The 17888-nt window shown below is 62.4% G+C and carries 18 protein-coding genes; 8 read left to right on the top strand and 10 right to left on the bottom strand.

Annotated features, from left to right (window positions below):
• Positions 1–12 precede the first annotated feature (12 nt).
• The 6 genes from C5J24_RS01130 to C5J24_RS01105 all read right to left on the bottom strand — a co-directional run bounded on the left by C5J24_RS01130 (position 13) and on the right by C5J24_RS01105 (position 4929).
• Positions 13–483 carry an SRPBCC family protein gene (locus C5J24_RS01130; RefSeq protein ID WP_105414963.1) on the bottom strand — a complete coding sequence of 157 codons (471 nt, stop codon included), beginning with the start codon at positions 481–483 and terminating at the stop codon, positions 13–15.
• Positions 484–655: 172 nt separating this feature from the next.
• Entirely contained in the window at positions 656–1309 is a 654-nt protein-coding gene (locus C5J24_RS01125; protein WP_105414961.1) for a papain-like cysteine protease family protein, read from the bottom strand.
• A gap of 15 nt (positions 1310–1324) precedes the next feature.
• Positions 1325–2044: a DUF4019 domain-containing protein gene (locus C5J24_RS01120; RefSeq protein ID WP_105414959.1), complete on the bottom strand. Its 720-nt coding sequence runs from the start codon at positions 2042–2044 to the stop codon at positions 1325–1327.
• Between the two features lie 275 nt (positions 2045–2319).
• Positions 2320–3564 carry an RNA polymerase sigma factor gene (locus C5J24_RS01115; RefSeq protein WP_105414956.1) on the bottom strand — a complete coding sequence of 415 codons (1245 nt, stop codon included), beginning with the start codon at positions 3562–3564 and terminating at the stop codon, positions 2320–2322.
• Entirely contained in the window at positions 3561–3950 is a 390-nt protein-coding gene (locus C5J24_RS01110) for a YciI family protein (RefSeq protein ID WP_105414954.1), read from the bottom strand. Before C5J24_RS01110 ends, C5J24_RS01115 begins: the two co-directional genes overlap by 4 nt.
• A gap of 73 nt (positions 3951–4023) precedes the next feature.
• On the bottom strand, positions 4024–4929 hold the full coding sequence (locus tag C5J24_RS01105) for a helix-turn-helix domain-containing protein (protein WP_245446478.1): 906 nt from the start codon (positions 4927–4929) through the stop codon (positions 4024–4026).
• 92 nt (positions 4930–5021) lie between these two features.
• Between C5J24_RS01105 and C5J24_RS01100 the strand changes: the two genes are divergently transcribed.
• The 4 genes from C5J24_RS01100 (at position 5022) to C5J24_RS01085 (ending at position 7701) form a co-directional block, all read left to right on the top strand.
• Positions 5022–5882, top strand: coding sequence for an N-acyl homoserine lactonase family protein (locus tag C5J24_RS01100; RefSeq protein ID WP_105414950.1), 861 nt, complete (start codon positions 5022–5024; stop codon positions 5880–5882).
• Positions 5883–5967: 85 nt separating this feature from the next.
• Positions 5968–6675, top strand: a complete 708-nt coding sequence (locus tag C5J24_RS01095; RefSeq protein ID WP_105414948.1) for a glutathione S-transferase family protein — start codon at positions 5968–5970, stop codon at positions 6673–6675.
• Between the two features lie 48 nt (positions 6676–6723).
• On the top strand, positions 6724–7179 hold the full coding sequence (locus C5J24_RS01090; protein ID WP_105414946.1) for a GFA family protein: 456 nt from the start codon (positions 6724–6726) through the stop codon (positions 7177–7179).
• 93 nt (positions 7180–7272) lie between these two features.
• A complete protein-coding gene (locus C5J24_RS01085; protein ID WP_105414944.1) occupies positions 7273–7701 on the top strand; it encodes a glyoxalase/bleomycin resistance/extradiol dioxygenase family protein in 429 nt (142 codons plus the stop codon).
• 54 nt (positions 7702–7755) lie between these two features.
• On the opposite strand, the gene C5J24_RS01080 is transcribed toward C5J24_RS01085, so the two are convergent.
• From C5J24_RS01080 to C5J24_RS01070, 3 genes are all read right to left on the bottom strand, one after another.
• Positions 7756–9015 (bottom strand): D-alanyl-D-alanine carboxypeptidase, encoded by a 1260-nt coding sequence (locus tag C5J24_RS01080; protein WP_105416543.1) that lies wholly within the window; start codon positions 9013–9015, stop codon positions 7756–7758.
• Between the two features lie 120 nt (positions 9016–9135).
• Positions 9136–10629, bottom strand: a complete 1494-nt coding sequence (glpK, locus tag C5J24_RS01075) for a glycerol kinase GlpK (RefSeq protein WP_105414940.1) — start codon at positions 10627–10629, stop codon at positions 9136–9138.
• A gap of 137 nt (positions 10630–10766) precedes the next feature.
• Positions 10767–11693: a manganese catalase family protein gene (locus tag C5J24_RS01070; RefSeq protein ID WP_046635573.1), complete on the bottom strand. Its 927-nt coding sequence runs from the start codon at positions 11691–11693 to the stop codon at positions 10767–10769.
• A 207-nt stretch (positions 11694–11900) separates the two neighbouring features.
• Between C5J24_RS01070 and C5J24_RS01065 the strand changes: the two genes are divergently transcribed.
• The 4 genes from C5J24_RS01065 (at position 11901) to xdhC (ending at position 17599) form a co-directional block, all read left to right on the top strand.
• On the top strand, positions 11901–12677 hold the full coding sequence (locus C5J24_RS01065) for a 3-hydroxybutyrate dehydrogenase (RefSeq protein ID WP_105414936.1): 777 nt from the start codon (positions 11901–11903) through the stop codon (positions 12675–12677).
• A 77-nt stretch (positions 12678–12754) separates the two neighbouring features.
• Positions 12755–14227 carry a xanthine dehydrogenase small subunit gene (xdhA, locus tag C5J24_RS01060; RefSeq protein WP_105414934.1) on the top strand — a complete coding sequence of 491 codons (1473 nt, stop codon included), beginning with the start codon at positions 12755–12757 and terminating at the stop codon, positions 14225–14227.
• Entirely contained in the window at positions 14227–16563 is a 2337-nt protein-coding gene (gene xdhB / locus C5J24_RS01055; protein ID WP_105414932.1) for a xanthine dehydrogenase molybdopterin binding subunit, read from the top strand. The genes xdhA and xdhB overlap by 1 nt, the downstream gene beginning before the upstream one ends.
• A 202-nt stretch (positions 16564–16765) precedes the next feature.
• Positions 16766–17599, top strand: a complete 834-nt coding sequence (xdhC, locus tag C5J24_RS01045) for a xanthine dehydrogenase accessory protein XdhC (protein ID WP_105414930.1) — start codon at positions 16766–16768, stop codon at positions 17597–17599.
• Here xdhC and C5J24_RS01040 read toward each other — a convergent pair.
• Positions 17573–17806 (bottom strand): hypothetical protein, encoded by a 234-nt coding sequence (locus C5J24_RS01040; protein WP_105414928.1) that lies wholly within the window; start codon positions 17804–17806, stop codon positions 17573–17575. The genes xdhC and C5J24_RS01040 overlap by 27 nt on opposite strands.
• Positions 17807–17888: the final 82 nt, after the last annotated feature.

Raw genomic sequence — 17888 nt, 5'->3', positions numbered from 1 at the left:
CAGCTCTCTGCTTCAGAAGGTCCTGGCGACCTCTTCGAGCTGGTCGGCGACGATGCCCCAGCCGGCCGTGAAACCCATCTGTTCGTGGGCCTGCTTGTCTTCTTCCGTCCAATGATAGGCCGTTGCCGTGTATTTCGTGCGGCCGTTGCCGAGATCTTCGAATTCGACGACCGCGGTCATGAACGGTTTTTCCGACGGCACCCAGGCGCTCGTATAGGCGTCGGTGAAGACCAGCTTCTTGTTCGGTACGACTTCCAAGTAGATCCCGTAATTGGGGATCTTTTCGCCGTTCGGCCCTTCCATCAGGATGAAGCTCGATCCGCCGGCACGGACGTCCACCCGGGCTTCGGTCACCTTCCACGGCTGCGGGCAGAACCATTCGCCCATGCGTTCGGGCGTGGTCCAGGCCTTGTAGAGCTTGTCGGCCGGAACGTCCATTTCGCGGACGATCTGCAGGGCGTGCTTGGCGGTGTTGGCGGTCATTGTCTGTCTCCCTTGAGTTTTACAAACATCTCATCCGATGCTGAACTAAGGACGTGTGGTTGAGATGAAACCCGACAGGCGCCGCGAAAAATTTTTGGGAAAATTCAGCAGCCCCAACCAAGACCGGTGCGAATCCGGCGATCGTTAAGCCTGGGGAGGCCGATTGAAGCCATCAGACAACTTTAGGGAGCGCCAAGTAGCGCAGATCACCACCAAGATGCATGGGATATAATTCTCCCTGATTCCGCGCACCCCGGAGACCGGCACCAGGCCACGGGTCGGCTAAACCGATATTGAAAATCTGCGGGTTTCCAGGGACGGGAACATAAGCGATGCTGGTCAATACCATGGCATGGGATCGAGTTCCCATAATCAATGGCCGTTCATCATTCAACGCGTCGATGATCATCGAATTGGTCAAACCGGTGATGCCGGCGTCGAAATCATACAAGCCTTCAATTTCCACTGAAAACTCAAGGCCATCATTGTCAACCCAGTCCCGGCTGAGTTGGGAGGAAATGGTGCGACCGGCCATTGCAGGCAGATTGACCTCTCGACCGTAGACAGCCTTGACGATCTCGCGCTGTGAGACGCGATACCCGTGGAATGCAAAGATCATCGAAATGGATGCAGCCCAGCACCACTGATTGAGCTTCTGATCTCGATAGGAGTGCTGAACCCGTGGGAGCTTAACTCCGGATTCGCAAACCTTCCCCATCGGATTCATTGCGGCCATACAGCGACTATAGGCGTAACTGGCCTGCGGAGACACGAGAGAGCCCACTCCCAATGCGGCAAATGACTTGAGTAGCTGACGGCGCTTCATTTTCGACCTTATATGTCAGCACGGCATGCGTGTGGGTGAAATTTGGTGGCTAAATACCTTCCATTGCAGGTCTTGAGTTGCACGCAAGACAACGACCTCGGCACGGCACTGGCCCTCATCGGCACTGAATTTTGATTTGTAAGTTAGCCCTCGATAGAGACCGATGGGCACACCCGTCGGAGAGTTCATTCCGGTCGTTCCAACCAGCAAACGGGACTCCAGCAAACCGAGCGGCACCCGGAAATTTCGGTATGTGACTTCCCAGTCCTGTACATTCGGCACGACCAGACCTTTGGCTTCTTCATCCATAAGATTCCATGCCGTCTGCATGTCACCTGTATCGGTCGCTTGAAGATAGGTAAGGGCAACGGGTTCAACCGGAACCGTAGGCTCCACCAACCGAACGGCCGCGGTCTGCAAGACCGGACTGAACGCCAGCACCACAACAAATAGACCGAGCGCGCCGCCCGCCTTAACCACAGGAACGCCGGCAATGGCGCCGCCCCACTCTATTCCAAGAGCACCCGGTAGAATCGCTCCGACACCAGCGGCAGCAAGCGAAAGAACAACAATAAAAACGTAGTATTGAAACTGCGTGGGATTTGGAAATCCCACAGCGAATACCAGTATGACGGTGACGAAGAAGACGCCGAAACCAAACCCGAGCAGATTGTTTATATTGATTCTTCCGTCGACTAGACCTTGTGGATGATTATTGGCTGGAGGAATAACCATGGAGTTCACCCGCGCTAGAATTTTTGAGTGAGAACCACCCCAGCCGGCACTACAACCCACTGGCTGACGGTATTTCTAATCTCTGATGGCCCACTACCATGGATAGAATTACCTAGCTCGCAAGATGAGTCAACCGTACCTTGTCTCTGCAGGCGAGTACCATCGGGAACCTATAAATTAGAAAGCGAAAATATTATTTATGACTACGGAGAATTATTTCTTCGCTTCAGCAGCGCGCCCATTCCGGACCCCAATACACAAACCGACTAACACGGCTACGTATCGGCAACACCGAGCTTGTCGATCTGCTGGCGGATGTGGGCGCATTCGGCGGCTGAATTGGCAAGCGCAATCGCCCGGTCGAAGGCCTCGCGGGCTTCACGCCGTTGGCCGGCCTGCATCATCAGCCCGCCCTTGACCCCGTGGAAATAGAAATAGCCATCGAGCTTGTCGGCAAGCGGCGCGATCATGTCGAGCGCAGCCTCCGGCCCTTCGAGCTTCGAGACCGCGACCGCCTTGTTGAGGGTGACGACCGGCGACGGCTGGATGCGCTCCAGCAGTCCGTAGAGCATGGTAATCTCCTTCCAGTCCGTATCCTTCGGCGTCGCCGCGCGGGCATGCAGCGCCGAGATCGCCGCCTGCACCTGGTAGGGGCCGGGCTTGCGGTGCCGGATCGCCTTGTCGAGCAGCGCCAGGGCCTCGTTGATCAGCTTGCTGTCCCAGCGGCTGCGGTCCTGGTCCTCGAGCAGCACGATCTGGCCGTCCTTGTCGATGCGCGTTCTGGCACGCGAGTGCTGCAGCAGCATCAGCGCCAACAGGCCCATGATCTCCGGCTCGGCGGGAAAGATCCGCAGCAGCAGCCGGGCAAGCCGGATCGCCTCGTCGCAGAATGCGGCGCTGTCGGGATTGGTGATGCCGGCGGAATATCCCTCGTTGAAGACCAGATAGATCATCGATGAGACGATGCCGAGCCGTTCTGCCCGTTCCGAAGGCCCCGGCGTCTCGAACGGCACGCCGGCCTTGGCGACGCGGGCCTTGGCGCGGGTGATGCGCTGTTCCATGGCGCTGTCGCCGACCAGGAAGGCCCGGGCGATCTGCGCGACGCTGAGGCCCGAGACGATCCTGAGCGCCAGCGCGACCTGCTGGGTCGCCGGCAGGTCCGGATGGCAGCAGATGAACATCAGCCGCAGGATGTCGTCGCGGTAATGGGAGTTGTCGAGCCGGTCGGCCATGTCGCCTTCGGCATCCGACAGATCGGAGAAGGCTTCCTCCTCCGGCAGCGGATCGTTCTTGGAGCGCTTGCGGACCACGTCGATGCCGCTGTTGCGGCCGACGAAGATCAGCCAGGCGGTCGGATCGCGCGGCGGCCCCTTGTCCGGCCAGGTCTTGATGGCGCGCAGGCACGCCTCCTGGAAGGCTTCTTCCGCGGTATCGAGATCGCGGAAGTAACGAAGGAGCGCGCCGAGCGCCTGCGGCCGGGCCGCCGTCAGCGCAAGATCGATCCACGCAATATCTGTCATGTCTTGGTCTCGCTATTCTTGATCTCGCCGGGATGGAAGACGTAGAAGGGCCGGATTTCATAGGAGCTGGAGCCGGGATTGACCGCCGAAAGCGCCTTCGAGAAGGCGACTGCTTCTTCCAGCGTCTCGGCCTCGAGCGTGTAGAAACCGAGCAGCACTTCCTTGGTTTCCGCAAACGGCCCGTCGAGCACCAGCGGCTCCTCCTTGCCTTTTCGCACCGTGGTGGCGGCGGTCGTCGGCATCAGCCGCCCGACCGGGCCGAGCTTGCCGGCCTGTGCGTAGGGCGTCTGCACCTCGATGAGCTTCGCCATGACGGCATCCTCTTCCTCCTTGGACCAGGCGAAGACGGTTTCCTCATGGGCGTAGCAAAGGATGGCGTAAAGCATGCGTAGCTCCTTCTCCTAATGAAGACGAAGGATTAGCGCGGGTGCCGACAGGACGCAGCAATTTTTTGTGGGATCAGCGCCGACCGGTCGGGCTGGTGCCGAACGTTTCGCGGAAACGGCGGGAGAAATGCGACCGCGAGGCGTAACCCGCCGCCTCCGCCGCCGCGATGCTGGAGGCGCCCGAGGCAATTGCACTGTGGGCCGCCTTCAGGCGCTCGCGGCGCAGAATGGCGCGAAAGGACGTGCCCTCAGCCGTGAGATGACGGCGCAGCGTCGAGGCGCCGATACCTAGCTCTCCCGCCATGTCGGTGACGCTCCAGGGCTCGGAGGGTGCGGTGGCGATCAGCCATGCGACCTCTTCCGAAAGGCTCTGGCGAAACAGCGCCCGCGCCTCCGGCAGAGGCCTGAGCAGCGCCAGGACCTCGGTCAGCCTCAGGCGCTTGATCGTTTCACTTACGGCCCCGTCGGTGACCGCTGCCGCCGCATGGCAGAGCGCTTCCACGAGATCTTCGCCGAGCGGGACGCCGAACGAACCCGCCTCGCCGCCTTCCAGTCGCTCCGTTGCCGAAAGCGGAGCAATCCCCTCCGGCAGCGACGGAACGTCGAGGCGCAGTGCAACGTAGAACCCGGTCGTCTCGTCGGGAATGTTGACGACATCCATCGGCACCTTGCCCGGCAGCACGAAGACGGAGCCCGGCGGGAAGGCATGCGTCCGGTCGCCGAGCCAGATTTCCTTCTGGCCGTAGAGCACGATGCCGATCATCGGATCTTCGAGCTCGAGCGCCTTCACCTTTTCCCGGTCGAAACAGCAATAGATGAACAGCTGCTCCGCATAGGCGTTCATGCCGGGCTTTAGCCGCCCCGCCACCATCGGGCGCAGGCGGTCGAGCAGGCGGCGGGAAAGATCGGGCAGGCGCTGAGTGACGATCAGGTTCATCGCCGCACTATAGCGCAGGACCGACGATGAAAAACACTTCACGTGAGCGTTTCGGGCTCAACCGGTTAAAAATCCGGCCCTGACGGGATCTCGAAAGCAGGCAGAAGGCGTGGCTTCAACGCAGGAGACTTTTGATGAAGACCTCAGCCACTCTTTCCACCCTTGGCGCTTCCATTCTGGCCGCGGGCGTCGGCCTCCTCGCCCTGTCCGGCTCCGCCCAGGCCGCAGCCGATCTCGAACTGTGGCGGCTCGATTGCGGCTCGGTCGTGGTCAAGGACCTGTCGAGCTTTTCCGATACGTTCGCTTATAAAGGCGAAAGCCGCACCCTGACCGACAGCTGCTACGTGATCCGCCACGGCGCCGATTACCTTCTCTGGGATACCGGTCTGCCGGCCGCCCTGATCGGCAAGACGGCGGACCTCTCACAGCCGCTGGCACCGTCGCTTGATATCGACATCCCGACCCAGCTCGCAAAGATCGGCATCAAGCCGGACCAGATCGGCATCGTCGGCATCAGCCACAACCACTTCGACCATATGGGCCAGGCCTCGACGTTTGCGAAGGCAACGCTGATGATCGGCGCCGCCGACTGGGAAAGCCTGCACGAAAATCCCCTGCCCTTCGGGGTCATGCCGGCGCTCGTCCAGCCGTGGATGGACGGCAAGGCGAAGATCGATCCGGTCTCGGGCGATCGCGACGTGTTCGGCGACGGTTCGGTGATGATGCTGGCCATGCCCGGCCATACCAAGGGTGAGACCGCACTGCTCGTCAAAATGCCGCAGAGCGGACCGGTGCTGCTCTCCGGCGACGTCGTACATTTCGAAGAGCAGATCGGAAACCACGGCGTGCCGCCCTTCAACATCGACCGGGCCGAAAGCCTGGCCTCGATGGAGCGTATGAACCGGATCGCCAAGCAGCTGAACGCAAAGCTCATCATCCAGCACGACGCAGACGACGTCGACAAGCTGCCGGCTTTCCCGGCCAGCGCCCGCTGACTTCGATGAGATCGCCACTGGCGCATCGCGCGCCGGTGGCTATATTCCGCGGGAACAAAAACTCTGCCTCCCAAGGAACCCCGATATGGCCGACCTTTCCGCCTTCCCGATCACCTCCAGATGGCCCGCCCAGAACCCGGACGTGCTGCAGCTCTATTCGACACCGACGCCGAACGGCGTGAAGGTTTCGATCATGCTGGAGGAGATCGGCCTGCCCTACGAGCCGCATTTCATCAATATCGGCGCCGACGAGACCTGGGGTCCGGAATATCTGTCGCTCAACCCGAACGGCAAGATCCCGGCGATCCTCGATCCGCACGGCCCCGGGGACAAGCCGCTGGCGCTGTTCGAGAGTGGCGCAATCCTCGTCTACCTGGCGGAAAAGACTGGCAAGCTGATGTCCGCGGATCCGGCCAGTCGCTATGAGACGATCCAGTGGGTCATGTTCCAGATGGCAGGCGTCGGGCCGATGTTCGGCCAGCTCGGCTTCTTCCACAAGTTTGCCGGCAAGGACATCGAGGACAAGCGCCCGCGCGACCGCTACGCCAAGGAATCGCACCGCATCATCCGCGTCATCGAAAGCCGGCTTGAAGGCCGCGACTGGATCATGGGCGACGAATTTTCGATCGCCGACATTTCCATGCTTGGCTGGGTGCGCAATCTGATCGGCTTCTACGGCGCCGGCGAGTTCGTCGAATACGACCAGCTGAAGCGCGTGCCGGAATGGCTGGAGCGCGCGCTGGCAAGGCCTGCCGTTCAACGGGGCCTGGATATTCCCAAGCGTCCGGCCTGACCAGATGCCGTAGCGGCAGCATTCCATCGAGAAAATGGAGATAGAAACATGCCCAAACCCACTCTTCCCATGGAAGGCGGATGCCGCTGCGGGCAGGTGCGGCTAAAAATCAGCGCCCCGCCGATCCTGACCATGGCCTGCCACTGCGCCGGCTGCCAGAAGATGAGCGCCAGCGCCTTCTCGCTCTCCGCCGCGATCCCCTCTGAAGGGTTCGCGGTGACGCAAGGCGAGCCGGTGATCGGCGGCCTGCATGGCAGCGACGCCCACCACTACCACTGCCCGCACTGCAAGAGCTGGATGTTCACCAGGCCGGTCGGCATGGACTGGTTCGTCAACCTGCGTCCGACCATGCTCGACGACGCGCAATGGTTCGTCCCCTTCATCGAGACATATACGTCCGAAAAACTGCCCTGGGCGACGACGCCGGCCGTGCATTCCTACGAAACCTTTCCGCCGATGGAAGCCTATGAGGGCTTGGCGAAGGAATTTGCAGGACGGGATTGATTTTTCCCTACCCGACTGTCGGCATCTCCTTCTCCCGTTCGTCCTCGTATTGTCCGGCATGGACGAGAACGATCCGAACAAGGAGGGAAAATCATGAATGCGAATGCCCAGACGAACGACAAGCAGGCGCAATCGCCCGTCCGCGGCGGCGTGGTCGCCTATCTTCAGCTCGACGGCGCGATGAAGGCTGCCGAATATTACAAAAAGGCACTCGGCGCCGAGATCGAGTCCTTTCATCCGGTGGATGACCAAGGCCGCACGATGCACATCCATCTCTATATCAACGGCAGCTCGGTGATGCTCTGCGACCCATATCCGGACTACGGCCATCCCCTCGAAAAGCCGCAGGCCTTCACCATGATGCTGCCGGTCGACGACATCGATTTCTGGTGGAAACGCGCCGTCGATGCCGGCATGACGGTGGAAACCGAGTTGCAGGTGATGTTCTGGGGCGACCGCTACGGCCAGGTCCGCGACCCCTTCGGCGTCGCCTGGGCTATGAACGCGCCGGTGAAGGGCTGACCTCTTCCACGAAAACCGGCCGCCGCCGGTGATCCGGCGGCGGGCTTTACCGGCCTATCGCACCACGAAGCAACTGATCGACTTGGCCTGCAGGACCGAGCAGGCCCGCGTAGCTGAATCGCCATCCGCAAAACCGACGAAACGGGCGCGGTAGATTTGCTTGCCGCCGTCGGCAGAACTTTCGACGCTCGGCGTGACACGGCCATACCCCTGAGCGAGCAGCGGCACTGCCTTTTCGAGCAGCGCGGATGCCTGATCGCGGCTGGTGGCTGCGGCGATCTGGATGCGCCAGGCCGAGCCCGCCGGCTGCGGGGACGTCATTGTCTGAGACGACGCGGTCGGGGATGGCGCAGCGTTCGGAACAGTGGCCCGGGGTGTTGCATAGAGGTTGGCGATCGCGGTCTTGGGCGTTACGCCGAGCGTGATCTCCTTGCGTGGCGAAGGCGTCGCAAAGGCGAGCGGCAGCGTGTCTTGGGCCGGTCGTTTCTGGGTCTCGAACGCCACCAGACCGCCGGATGCCGCATTGTTGCCGGGCACGTAGCGGTCGAGCAGTGCCGCCATCTGGTCGTCGCGCTTGCGGGCGCTCTTGCCGCCCATGACCACGCCGATCACCCGCCGGCCGTCGATGGTGACGGCGCTGGCGATATTGTAACCGGAAGCGTTGGTAAAGCCGGTCTTGACGCCGTCCATGCCGGGATAGCGATACATGAGGTTGTTGTGGCCGCGCAGGCGCTTGCCGCGGAACGCCATGTTCCTGGCTGAAAACAGCTGGTATTCCCGGGGAAAGTCGCGGATGAGCGCGAGAGCCAGCTGGGCCATGTCCCGTGCAGTGGTCACCTGGGAGTCGTCCGGCAAGCCTGACGCATTGCGGAACACGGTGCGGCTCATGCCGAGCGCGCGGGCCTTCCTGGTCATCATCTCCCCGAAACGGTCTTCCGAACCGCCGAGATAATCGCCCATCGTCGCAGCCGCGTCATTGGCCGAGCGCACGATCATGCCGTTGACGGCCTCGCGAACGGTAATTGTCCGGCCGGCGGGCACACCGAGTTTGGAGGGGATCTTGGACGCGGCATTCGGCGTCATCGGGATGTCCTGATCCCATTTGAGGCGGCCCTCGCGCAGCGCCTCGAAGGTCATGTAGAGCGTCATCATCTTGGTCAGCGACGCCGGATGGTTGCTCTCGTCGGCATTTTCCGACGCGAGAACCTTTCCGCTCTTCACATCATAGATGAAATGGGCGTAGCCGGCCTCGGCCGTACGGCTGACCGCCAGAGAGGCGCCAAGCACCAAAAGGAAAGCCAAAATCTGCTGAATTCGAAACATGCCCGCCCTCTCTAAGTCGTCGGCGAACATATGGCAACGAACATGGTGCGAAAATGACGCATTACAGATTTAAATCTAATTTTAACAAGATGGTTAATTGAAAATAAGGACTTAGGCATTTGTCAGCGTCCTCCTGACAGCATCCTTCCAGCCGCGAATCTTGGAGGCACGGGTCTTTTCGTCCATCTGCGGCTCGAATCGCCGCTGCCGCGCCCAGCTTTTCGCGAACGCCTTCTGGTCGGGCCAGACGCCCGCCTTCGAGCCGGCGAGCCAGGCCGCCCCAAGTGCCGTCGTCTCGAGGATTGTTGGCCGGTCGACGGGAGCGTCGATCAGATCCGAGAGCCGCTGCATTGTCCAGTCGGAGGCGACCATGCCGCCATCGACACGCAGCACCGTGCTGCCGTTGGCGTTGCGCCAGTCCTTCTGCATCGCATCGTAGAGGTCGCGGGTCTGGTAGCAGACCGCCTCCAGCGCGGCGCGGGAGATTTCCGCAGGCCCGGTCGCACGCGTCAGGCCAAACATGGCACCGCGTGCCTCCGCATCCCAGTAGGGTGCCCCAAGCCCTGTGAAAGCGGGCACCAGGTAGACTTCCTGCTGAGGATCGGCTTCTTCCGCCAACTCACCGGTTTGGGAGGCCCTTTCGATGATGCCGAGCCCGTCGCGCAGCCATTGCACGGCGGCGCCGGCGATGAAGATCGAGCCCTCCAGCGCATAGGTCGTCTCGCCGTTCAGGCGATAGGCGATGGTGGTGAGCAGCCGGTTCTTGGAGCGGACCATGTCGGCGCCGGTATTCAACACTGCAAAGCAGCCGGTGCCGTAGGTGGATTTCATCATACCCGGTTCGAAACAAGCCTGGCCGATGACCGCCGCCTGCTGGTCGCCGGCAACGCCGAGGATCGGGATCGCCGCACCGAACAGGCTTTCGTCGGTGATGCCGAATTCGTCGGCGCAATCCTTGACCTCCGGCAGCATGGCGGCGGGGATGCGCAGGATTTCGAGAAGGTCCTCGTCCCAGCGGTTATCGGCGATGTTGTAGATGAGGGTGCGCGAGGCATTGGTCGCATCGGTGACGAAGCTTTTTCCGCCGGTCAGGCGCCAGATCAGGAAGGTGTCGATCGTGCCGAAGCAGAGCTCGCCCTTGGCCGCCCTCGCCCGCGCACCCTTCACGTTGGCGAGCATCCAGGAAAGCTTGGTGCCGGAAAAGTAAGGATCGAGCAGCAGGCCGGTGCGGCGGGTAAACAGTTTCTCGAGGTCTTGGCGCTTCAGCTTCTCGCAGTAACTGGCGGTGCGGCGGTCCTGCCAGACGATGGCGTTGTGGATCGGCTTGCCGCTCTCGCGCTCCCAGACGACGACCGTCTCGCGCTGGTTGGTGATGCCGATCGCGGCGATCTCGGACGCCTCGAGCTTTGCTTCCTTCAGAGCCTGCTTGATCGCCCAGAGCACTGTCTCCCAGATCTCTTCCGGATCATGCTCGACCCAGCCGGATTTCGGGAAGATCTGGGTGAATTCCTTCTGGCCGATGCCGGCGATCCGCATGTCGCCGTCGAACACGATCGCCCGCGTCGAAGTCGTCCCTTGATCGATCGCCAGAACATAACCCGCCATGCCGCTCCTCCCAGTCCATGCAATGCGCCCGGACGGTTTGAGCAGAAGGAACGAAGGAGTGTCAAACGGAAATGGAGAGTCTTGAAAAAGGGGACGCGCTGTTTGCGTGCCCCCATGGCAGAAGTCGTCGGCAGAGATCACCGCGATTTTTTGTAAAGCTTCTGGGCGATCTCGAACATCTCCTCGGGCGCGTAGTCCGGCGTGAATGCGGAGGGCACTCCGACGAGCTGGTGGATCTTGCCGCCCTCCGGCATCCCGTCGACGACTTCGAGTTCGCCGGGCGGGTCGAGCGGCAGGGCGACTTCGCCATTGCCCCAGATGCCCGCCATTTCCTGGTAGTCGCCCGGGCTGAACGTGTAGAGGCGCCGGTGAGAACCTTCGTCCAGATACTTTTGGCATTCCGGAATGTTGGCGAGCGGAATGTTCGGCGTCGGCAGGAATTTCTCGATCTCCACACCCGTGATCTTCTTCAGCGCCAGCGCATAGGCATGCGCGTGAACCGAGCCGCGGACGAGAAGGTAACCGCACACCTCGCGGCCGGTCGGGTCGGAAAGCGTTTCATAGACGCGCAGCTTGTGCAGGCGGGCTCCGCATTCCAGGTGGAAATTGTGGAGCAGGTCGAGCACGACATTGCCGGTCGTGGTGATGAAGTCGTTATTCCAGGAGACGCCGTTGCTGTTGACCGGCATCGCGCCGCCGGCACCGGAGAGGAAGGCGGCCGCAAGCCGGATGTCCTTCATGTCTTCGAAAGGCGCGTCGGAAATGTCCCCGCCAGGCATCGCGTCACCGTCGGGAATGTCGGGGCCGTTGTTGAGCATCGCAACGCCGTTGCTGACAAGCTCGACATGGCCGAGTTCCTCGGCCGTGATGCTCGCGACAAGGCTGTAGAAAGGACGCAGCTTCTCCTTGGAGCGAAAATTGAAGCTCTGGAACATGTAGTTCCCGAGCGTGGACATTTCCCCGTATTTGCCGCCCAGGAGTTCCTGGAGGGCAGCGGCCGCGTTGGGATCGGCCCGTTTGGGCACAGGAAGTTCCGCCTGCAGCTTATCGACGCGCATGAACATAGGATGGTCCTTTTCGTTAGTGGAAGCCGACCTAACCGGACGATCGTCCGAATGTTCCTCGTCCTCTCGACTGAACGTTGCTTTCGCGGCAACGGCGCCCATGACGATGCCGATTGCCAGAACGCGGAATTTGCGCATAACCTGCCGCGATCGTTGCGGCGCACAAGAACGCCGCCCAGGAAAGCTGGATCGCAGGGAGATTTGGGCATGAGCAGAACCGTCGTCGTCACCGGCTCCACAAGCGGCATCGGGCTCGGTGTTGCGAAAGCGTTCGCCGCCGAGGGCGCCAATGTCGTCATCAACGGTTTCGGGCCGGCCGATGCGATCGAGGCGGCCCGCCGCGAACTCGATGCGCTTGGGACCGGCACGGTGCTTTACCATGGCGCCGACATGACCAGGCCCGCCGAGATCGAGGACCTCATCGCGACCGCCGCCAAGACCTTCGGCAAGGTCGACGTGCTGGTCAACAATGCCGGCATTCAGCACGTGGCGAAGATCGAGGAATTCCCGCCGGAAAAATGGGATCAGCTGATCGCCATCCTGCTGACATCGGCCTTCCACACCATGCGCCATACGATCCCGCTGATGAAGGCGACGGGGAAAGGCCGCATCATCAACGTTGCGTCCGCCCACGCACTGGTCGCCTCGCCGTTCAAATCCGCCTATGTGGCTGCCAAACATGGTATTTTAGGACTAACCAAAACGGCGGCCTTGGAACTTGCGGAATTCGGGATTACCGTGAATGCGATATGCCCGGGCTATGTGCTGACCCCATTGGTCGAGAAGCAGATCCCCGATACCGCCCGCGAGCGCGGCATCACCGAGGAACAGGTGAAGACCGAGGTAATGCTGAAGCTGCAGGCGACCAAGGAGTTCGTGGCGATCGAAGAGGTCGCACAGGCCGCAATCTATCTCGCGAGCGATGCGGCGAGGAGCATTACCGGCACGCATATCTCGATCGACGGCGGCTGGACCGCCCAGTAATTGAACAGTAACTGGCCAATGACGGGATGGGCCAGTAACGGAACACAAAAGCCGGCAACGGCGGACGAAGGAGAGAAATGAGCGAAGCCATCCGCTTCATCGTGAATGGAGAAGAGGTCACCCTTGGAGATTTCGGTCCGACGGAAACCCTTCTCGATTATCTTCGCCTGAGGCGGCGGCTGACGGGTACCAAGGAAGGCTGTGCGGAGGGCGACTGCGGCGCCTGCACGGTGCTGATCGGGCGGTTGACGGAACACGGCCTGCGCTACGAAAGCGTCAATGCCTGCATCCGGTTCTTAGGGTCACTGCACGGCACGCATGTGGTGACCGTCGAGCACCTGGCCGGCCGTGACGGCGCGCTACATCCGGTGCAGCAGGCGATGGTCGATTTCCACGGCTCGCAATGCGGCTTCTGCACCCCCGGCTTCGTGATGTCGCTTTATGGCCTGTGGCTCTCGAACGGCACGCCGACGCGGGCCGATATCGAAAGCGCGCTGCAGGGCAATCTCTGTCGCTGCACCGGCTATGAGCCGATCGTCAAGGCGGCCGAGCATATCTCCGTCAACCGGCCGAGCTCGCTCTTCGATCCGCTGGAGCGCGACCGCATCCAGATCATGGCAAAACTCTGGGGCATTCATTCTGGCAACGACACGACCATCATCACCAAGGATGGCGCCCGCTCGATCGTGCCGGCCTCCGTCGCCGCCTTTGCCGATATCCTTGCCGACGAACCCGAGGCGACGATCGTCGCCGGGGCGACCGATGTCGGCCTGTGGGTCACCAAGCAGATGCGGCTCCTCAATCCGGTGATCTTCATCAACCACCTGACCGAGCTGCAGTCGATCACATCGGACGAGACCGGCATCACCATCGGCGCCGGCGTCAGCTATACCCAGGCCTTCGACGTGCTGTCCGACGAGATTCCCGCCTTCGGCCGGCTGATCGACCGGATCGGCGGTTGCCAAGTGCGCAACATGGGGACGATCGGCGGCAATATCGCCAACGGTTCGCCGATCGGCGACACTCCGCCGCCTCTGATCGCGCTCGGGGCCGAACTGACGCTGCGCTCCCATTCCGGCCGCCGCACCATTGCGCTCGAGGACTATTTCCTCAGCTACGGCAAGCAGGACCGGTTGCCGACCGAATTCGTCGAGAAGGTTTTCGTGCCGCGCCCGGCAGAGGGCAGCCATTTCGCGGTCTACAAGATCTCCAAGCGCCGCGACGAGGACATCTCGGCGCTCTGCGGCGCCTTCCATCTCGTGCTCGATGCCGACGGCAAGGTCGAGACTATCCGCATCGCCTTCGGCGGCATGGCGGCGACCCCGAAACGCGCGAAACACGTCGAGGACGCGCTCCTCGGCGAGGTCTGGAGCTGGGGTGCCGTCTCGGCCGTGCGCGACGCGTTCGAGCAGGACTACCAGCCCCTCACCGACTGGCGGGCGAGCGCGGAATACCGCAGCCTCACCGCCCGCAACCTGCTCACCCGCTTCTTCCTCGAAACCGCCGGAGCGCCTGCGGAACTCCGCCGGTTCGAGCTGGAGGAGGCGTGATGGACAAGACCACGTTCGACACCAAACCGATCATCAACGGCCGCATGCACGTCTCGCTGAAACATGATTCAGCGCATAAGCACGTCACCGGAACCGCCGAATATATCGACGATATTCCGGAACCCTCAGGTACCCTGCACGGCGGCCTCGGGCTTGCCGACCGGGCGCATGCGGAAATCGTCTCGATCGATCTTTCGGCGGTGAAGAGCGCACCCGGCGTCGTCTGGGTGATTACCGCGGAGGACATTCCGGGCTTCAACGACGTCGCCTCGACCGGGCAGCACGACGAGCCGCTGCTTGCCACCACCAACGTCCAGTTCCACGGCCAGATCATCTTCGCCGTCATTGCCGAGACCCGCGACCAAGCCCGCCGGGCGGCAAAGCTCGCAAACATCGAATATCGCGACCTGCCGCACTGGACCGATATCGACAGCGCCCGCGAAAACGACGCGCCTTATGTCGTCGAACCGATGACGCTGAAGCGCGGCGAGCCGGAAACCGAGATCGAAAACGCGCCTCTGCGGGTCCAGAACCACATGTATATCGGCGGCCAGGAGCATTTTTACCTTGAAAGCCATATCGCACTCGCCATGCCCGGCGAGGACGACGAGGTGATCGTCTGGTCCTCCACCCAGCATCCGAGCGAGGTGCAGCACATGGTGGCGCACGTGCTGGGCGTCGCCAGCAATGCGGTGACCGTGCAGACCCGCCGCATGGGCGGCGGTTTCGGCGGCAAGGAAACGCAGGGCAACCAGTTCGCGGCACTCGCGGCAATCGCCGCCAAGAAGCTGAAGCGGGCGGTGAAATTCCGCCCCGACCGCGACGAGGATATGTCGATCACCGGCAAGCGGCACGACTTCCGCGTCGACTACGACGTCGCCTTCGACGAGGAAGGCCGCATCCACGCGGTAGACGCGATCTATGCGGCACGCTGCGGTTTTTCCGCCGACCTTTCCGGCCCGGTCACCGACCGCGCCCTCTTCCATGCCGATTCCAGCTATTTCTACCCGCATGTGCGCCTGACCTCGCAGCCGCTGAAGACCCATACGGTCTCCAACACCGCCTTCCGCGGTTTCGGCGGGCCGCAGGGTATGCTCGGCGGCGAACGGATCATCGAGGAGATCGCCTATGCGGTCGGCAAGGACCCGCTCGAGATCCGCAAGCTGAACTTCTATGGCCAGCGCGGTTCGAACCGGACGATGACCCCCTACCACCAGGACGTCGAAGACAACATCATCGCGAGGGTTGTCGACGAGCTGGAAGCCTCCTCCGAATACCAAGCCCGCCGGCAGGCGATCCTGGAGTTCAACTCGCACAGCCCGGTGATCCGCAAGGGCATCGCCCTGACGCCGGTGAAATTCGGCATCTCGTTTACCATGACCGCCTACAACCAGGCGGGCGCGCTGGTGCATATCTACAATGACGGTTCGATCCACCTGAACCACGGCGGCACCGAGATGGGCCAGGGCCTCTATACCAAGGTGGCGCAGGTGGTGGCCGATACGTTCCAGGTCGATATCGACCGGGTGAAGATCACAGCGACGACCACCGGCAAGGTGCCCAACACCTCCGCCACCGCCGCCTCGTCAGGCACCGACCTCAACGGCATGGCCGCCTATGACGCCGCCCGCCAGATCAAGGAACGGCTGATCGATTTCGCCATGCGGCAATGGAAGGTCGGCCGCGACAAGGTCGAGTTCCTGCCGAACCGCCTGCGGATCGGCGGCGAGATCGTGCCCTTCGACACGTTCATCCGGGCCGCCTATTACGACCGCGTGCAGCTCTCCGCCGCCGGCTTCTACAAGACGCCGCGCATCCACTGGGACCGCAAGGCGGGCCGCGGTCGGCCGTTCTATTATTTCGCCTATGGCGCCGCGGTTTCGGAAGTCTCGATCGACACGCTGACCGGGGAATACATGGTCGAGCGCACCGACATCCTCCACGACGTCGGCAAGTCGCTCAATCCGGCGATCGATATCGGCCAGGTTGAGGGCGCGTTCGTTCAAGGGATGGGCTGGCTGACCACCGAGGAACTGTGGTGGGACGACAAGGGGCGGCTGCGCACCCACGCGCCCTCGACCTATAAGATCCCCCTCGCCTCCGACCGGCCGAAAGTGTTCAACGTCAAGCTCGCCGAGTGGGCCGAAAACGCCGAACCGACCATCGGCCGCTCCAAGGCCGTCGGTGAGCCGCCGTTCATGCTGGCGATCTCGGTGCTGGAGGCCTTGTCGATGGCCGTGGCAAGCGTGGCGGATTATTCGGCCTGCCCGCGGCTCGACGCGCCGGCAACGCCGGAGCGCGTGCTGATGGCGGTCGAGCGGCTGAAGGCGATGTGATGGCTGCGGCCGCGGCATACCCCCCTCTGCCCTGCCGGGCATCTCCCCCTCAAGGGGGGAGATCGGATGTGGCCAACTCCCACTCCCTCTCGAAGGGACGGGCTTACGTCGCGGACAAGGCTGAGACTGGGGCGGAACAGTGCGTCCTGCCGATCTCTCCCCTTGTGGGGGAGATGTCCGGCAGGACAGAGGGGGGTGCCTAGTGCGCGACCTCACCTTCCCCGCCTTCATCACCACTCACCCACACTCAATCCTCGTCGAAATCCACGAGGCGAAGGGCTCCACGCCCCGCGAAGCCGGCACGTTCATGCTGGTCGCCGACAACGCGATCTGGGGGACGATCGGCGGGGGGCAGTTCGAATATATGGCGATCGACAATGCTCGGGCAATGTTGTCAGGCGGCGGCGAGGCGGTGATGGATATTCCGCTCGGGCCGGAGATCGGCCAGTGCTGCGGCGGCCATACCCGGCTTGCCTTCCAGCCGTTGATGCCGGAGCTGGCGGAGACGCTGGAAAAGCGCCTGCGCGACGAGGAGGACGACCGGCCGGCGGTCACGCTGTTCGGATCGGGTCATGTCGGCCAGGCGCTCGCAAGGGCGCTGGTCCCCCTGCCCTTCGCGGTGACCGTCATAGAGACCCGCGCCGAAGCGCTGGACGACCTGCCGGCCGAAACGGAAAAACACCTGACCGCGATGCCGGAAGCATTTGTCGAAAAGATCCCCGCCGGCGGCGCGGCGATCATCCTCACCCACGACCATGCGCTGGATTTCCTGATTGCCCAAAAGGCACTGGCACGCACCGACCTTGCCTATGTCGGCATGATCGGCTCGCGGACCAAACGCGCCACCTTCGCCAACTGGCTGAAGCGCGAAGGCGGAGGCTATGAAACGCTCTCCCGTCTCGTGCTGCCGATCGGGGGCATGGCGGTCAGGGACAAGCGCCCGGCCGTGATCGCAGCACTCGTCGCCGCCGAACTGCTTCAAACCTACGCCGCGCGGCAGGCGCAGATCTCAAAGCGGCAGATCCCGACCGCCTGAGCGCCGTTTCCCGTCCCAGAATGCCGCCTCGCGGCTTTGCGGCCCGGCTTCCGGGAGCGCGACATCACCGCGCAGCTCGTCCGGCAGTGCCGGGATGCTTGGACCCGCGGGCTGCAGGAGCCTGTGGAAAAACCGGCCGAGCTGCCGCCAGGCGGACACCGGGCGGGAGGATTTCAAAGGCAACGGGTAGGCGTCCGCGGACAGCATGGTTGCTCCACATCGACAGGAGAGGATTATTTGGTTGCGACCATCAATGGAGCCGATTGCCGGGAAATTCCAATTCAAATAC

The sequence above is a fragment of the Neorhizobium sp. T25_27 genome (assembly GCF_002968565.1).
GTDB lineage: Bacteria > Pseudomonadota > Alphaproteobacteria > Rhizobiales > Rhizobiaceae > Neorhizobium > Neorhizobium tomejilense.
The sequence above is the reverse complement of the archived record's forward strand: the minus strand, read 5'-3'. Positions and strand labels throughout refer to the sequence as shown.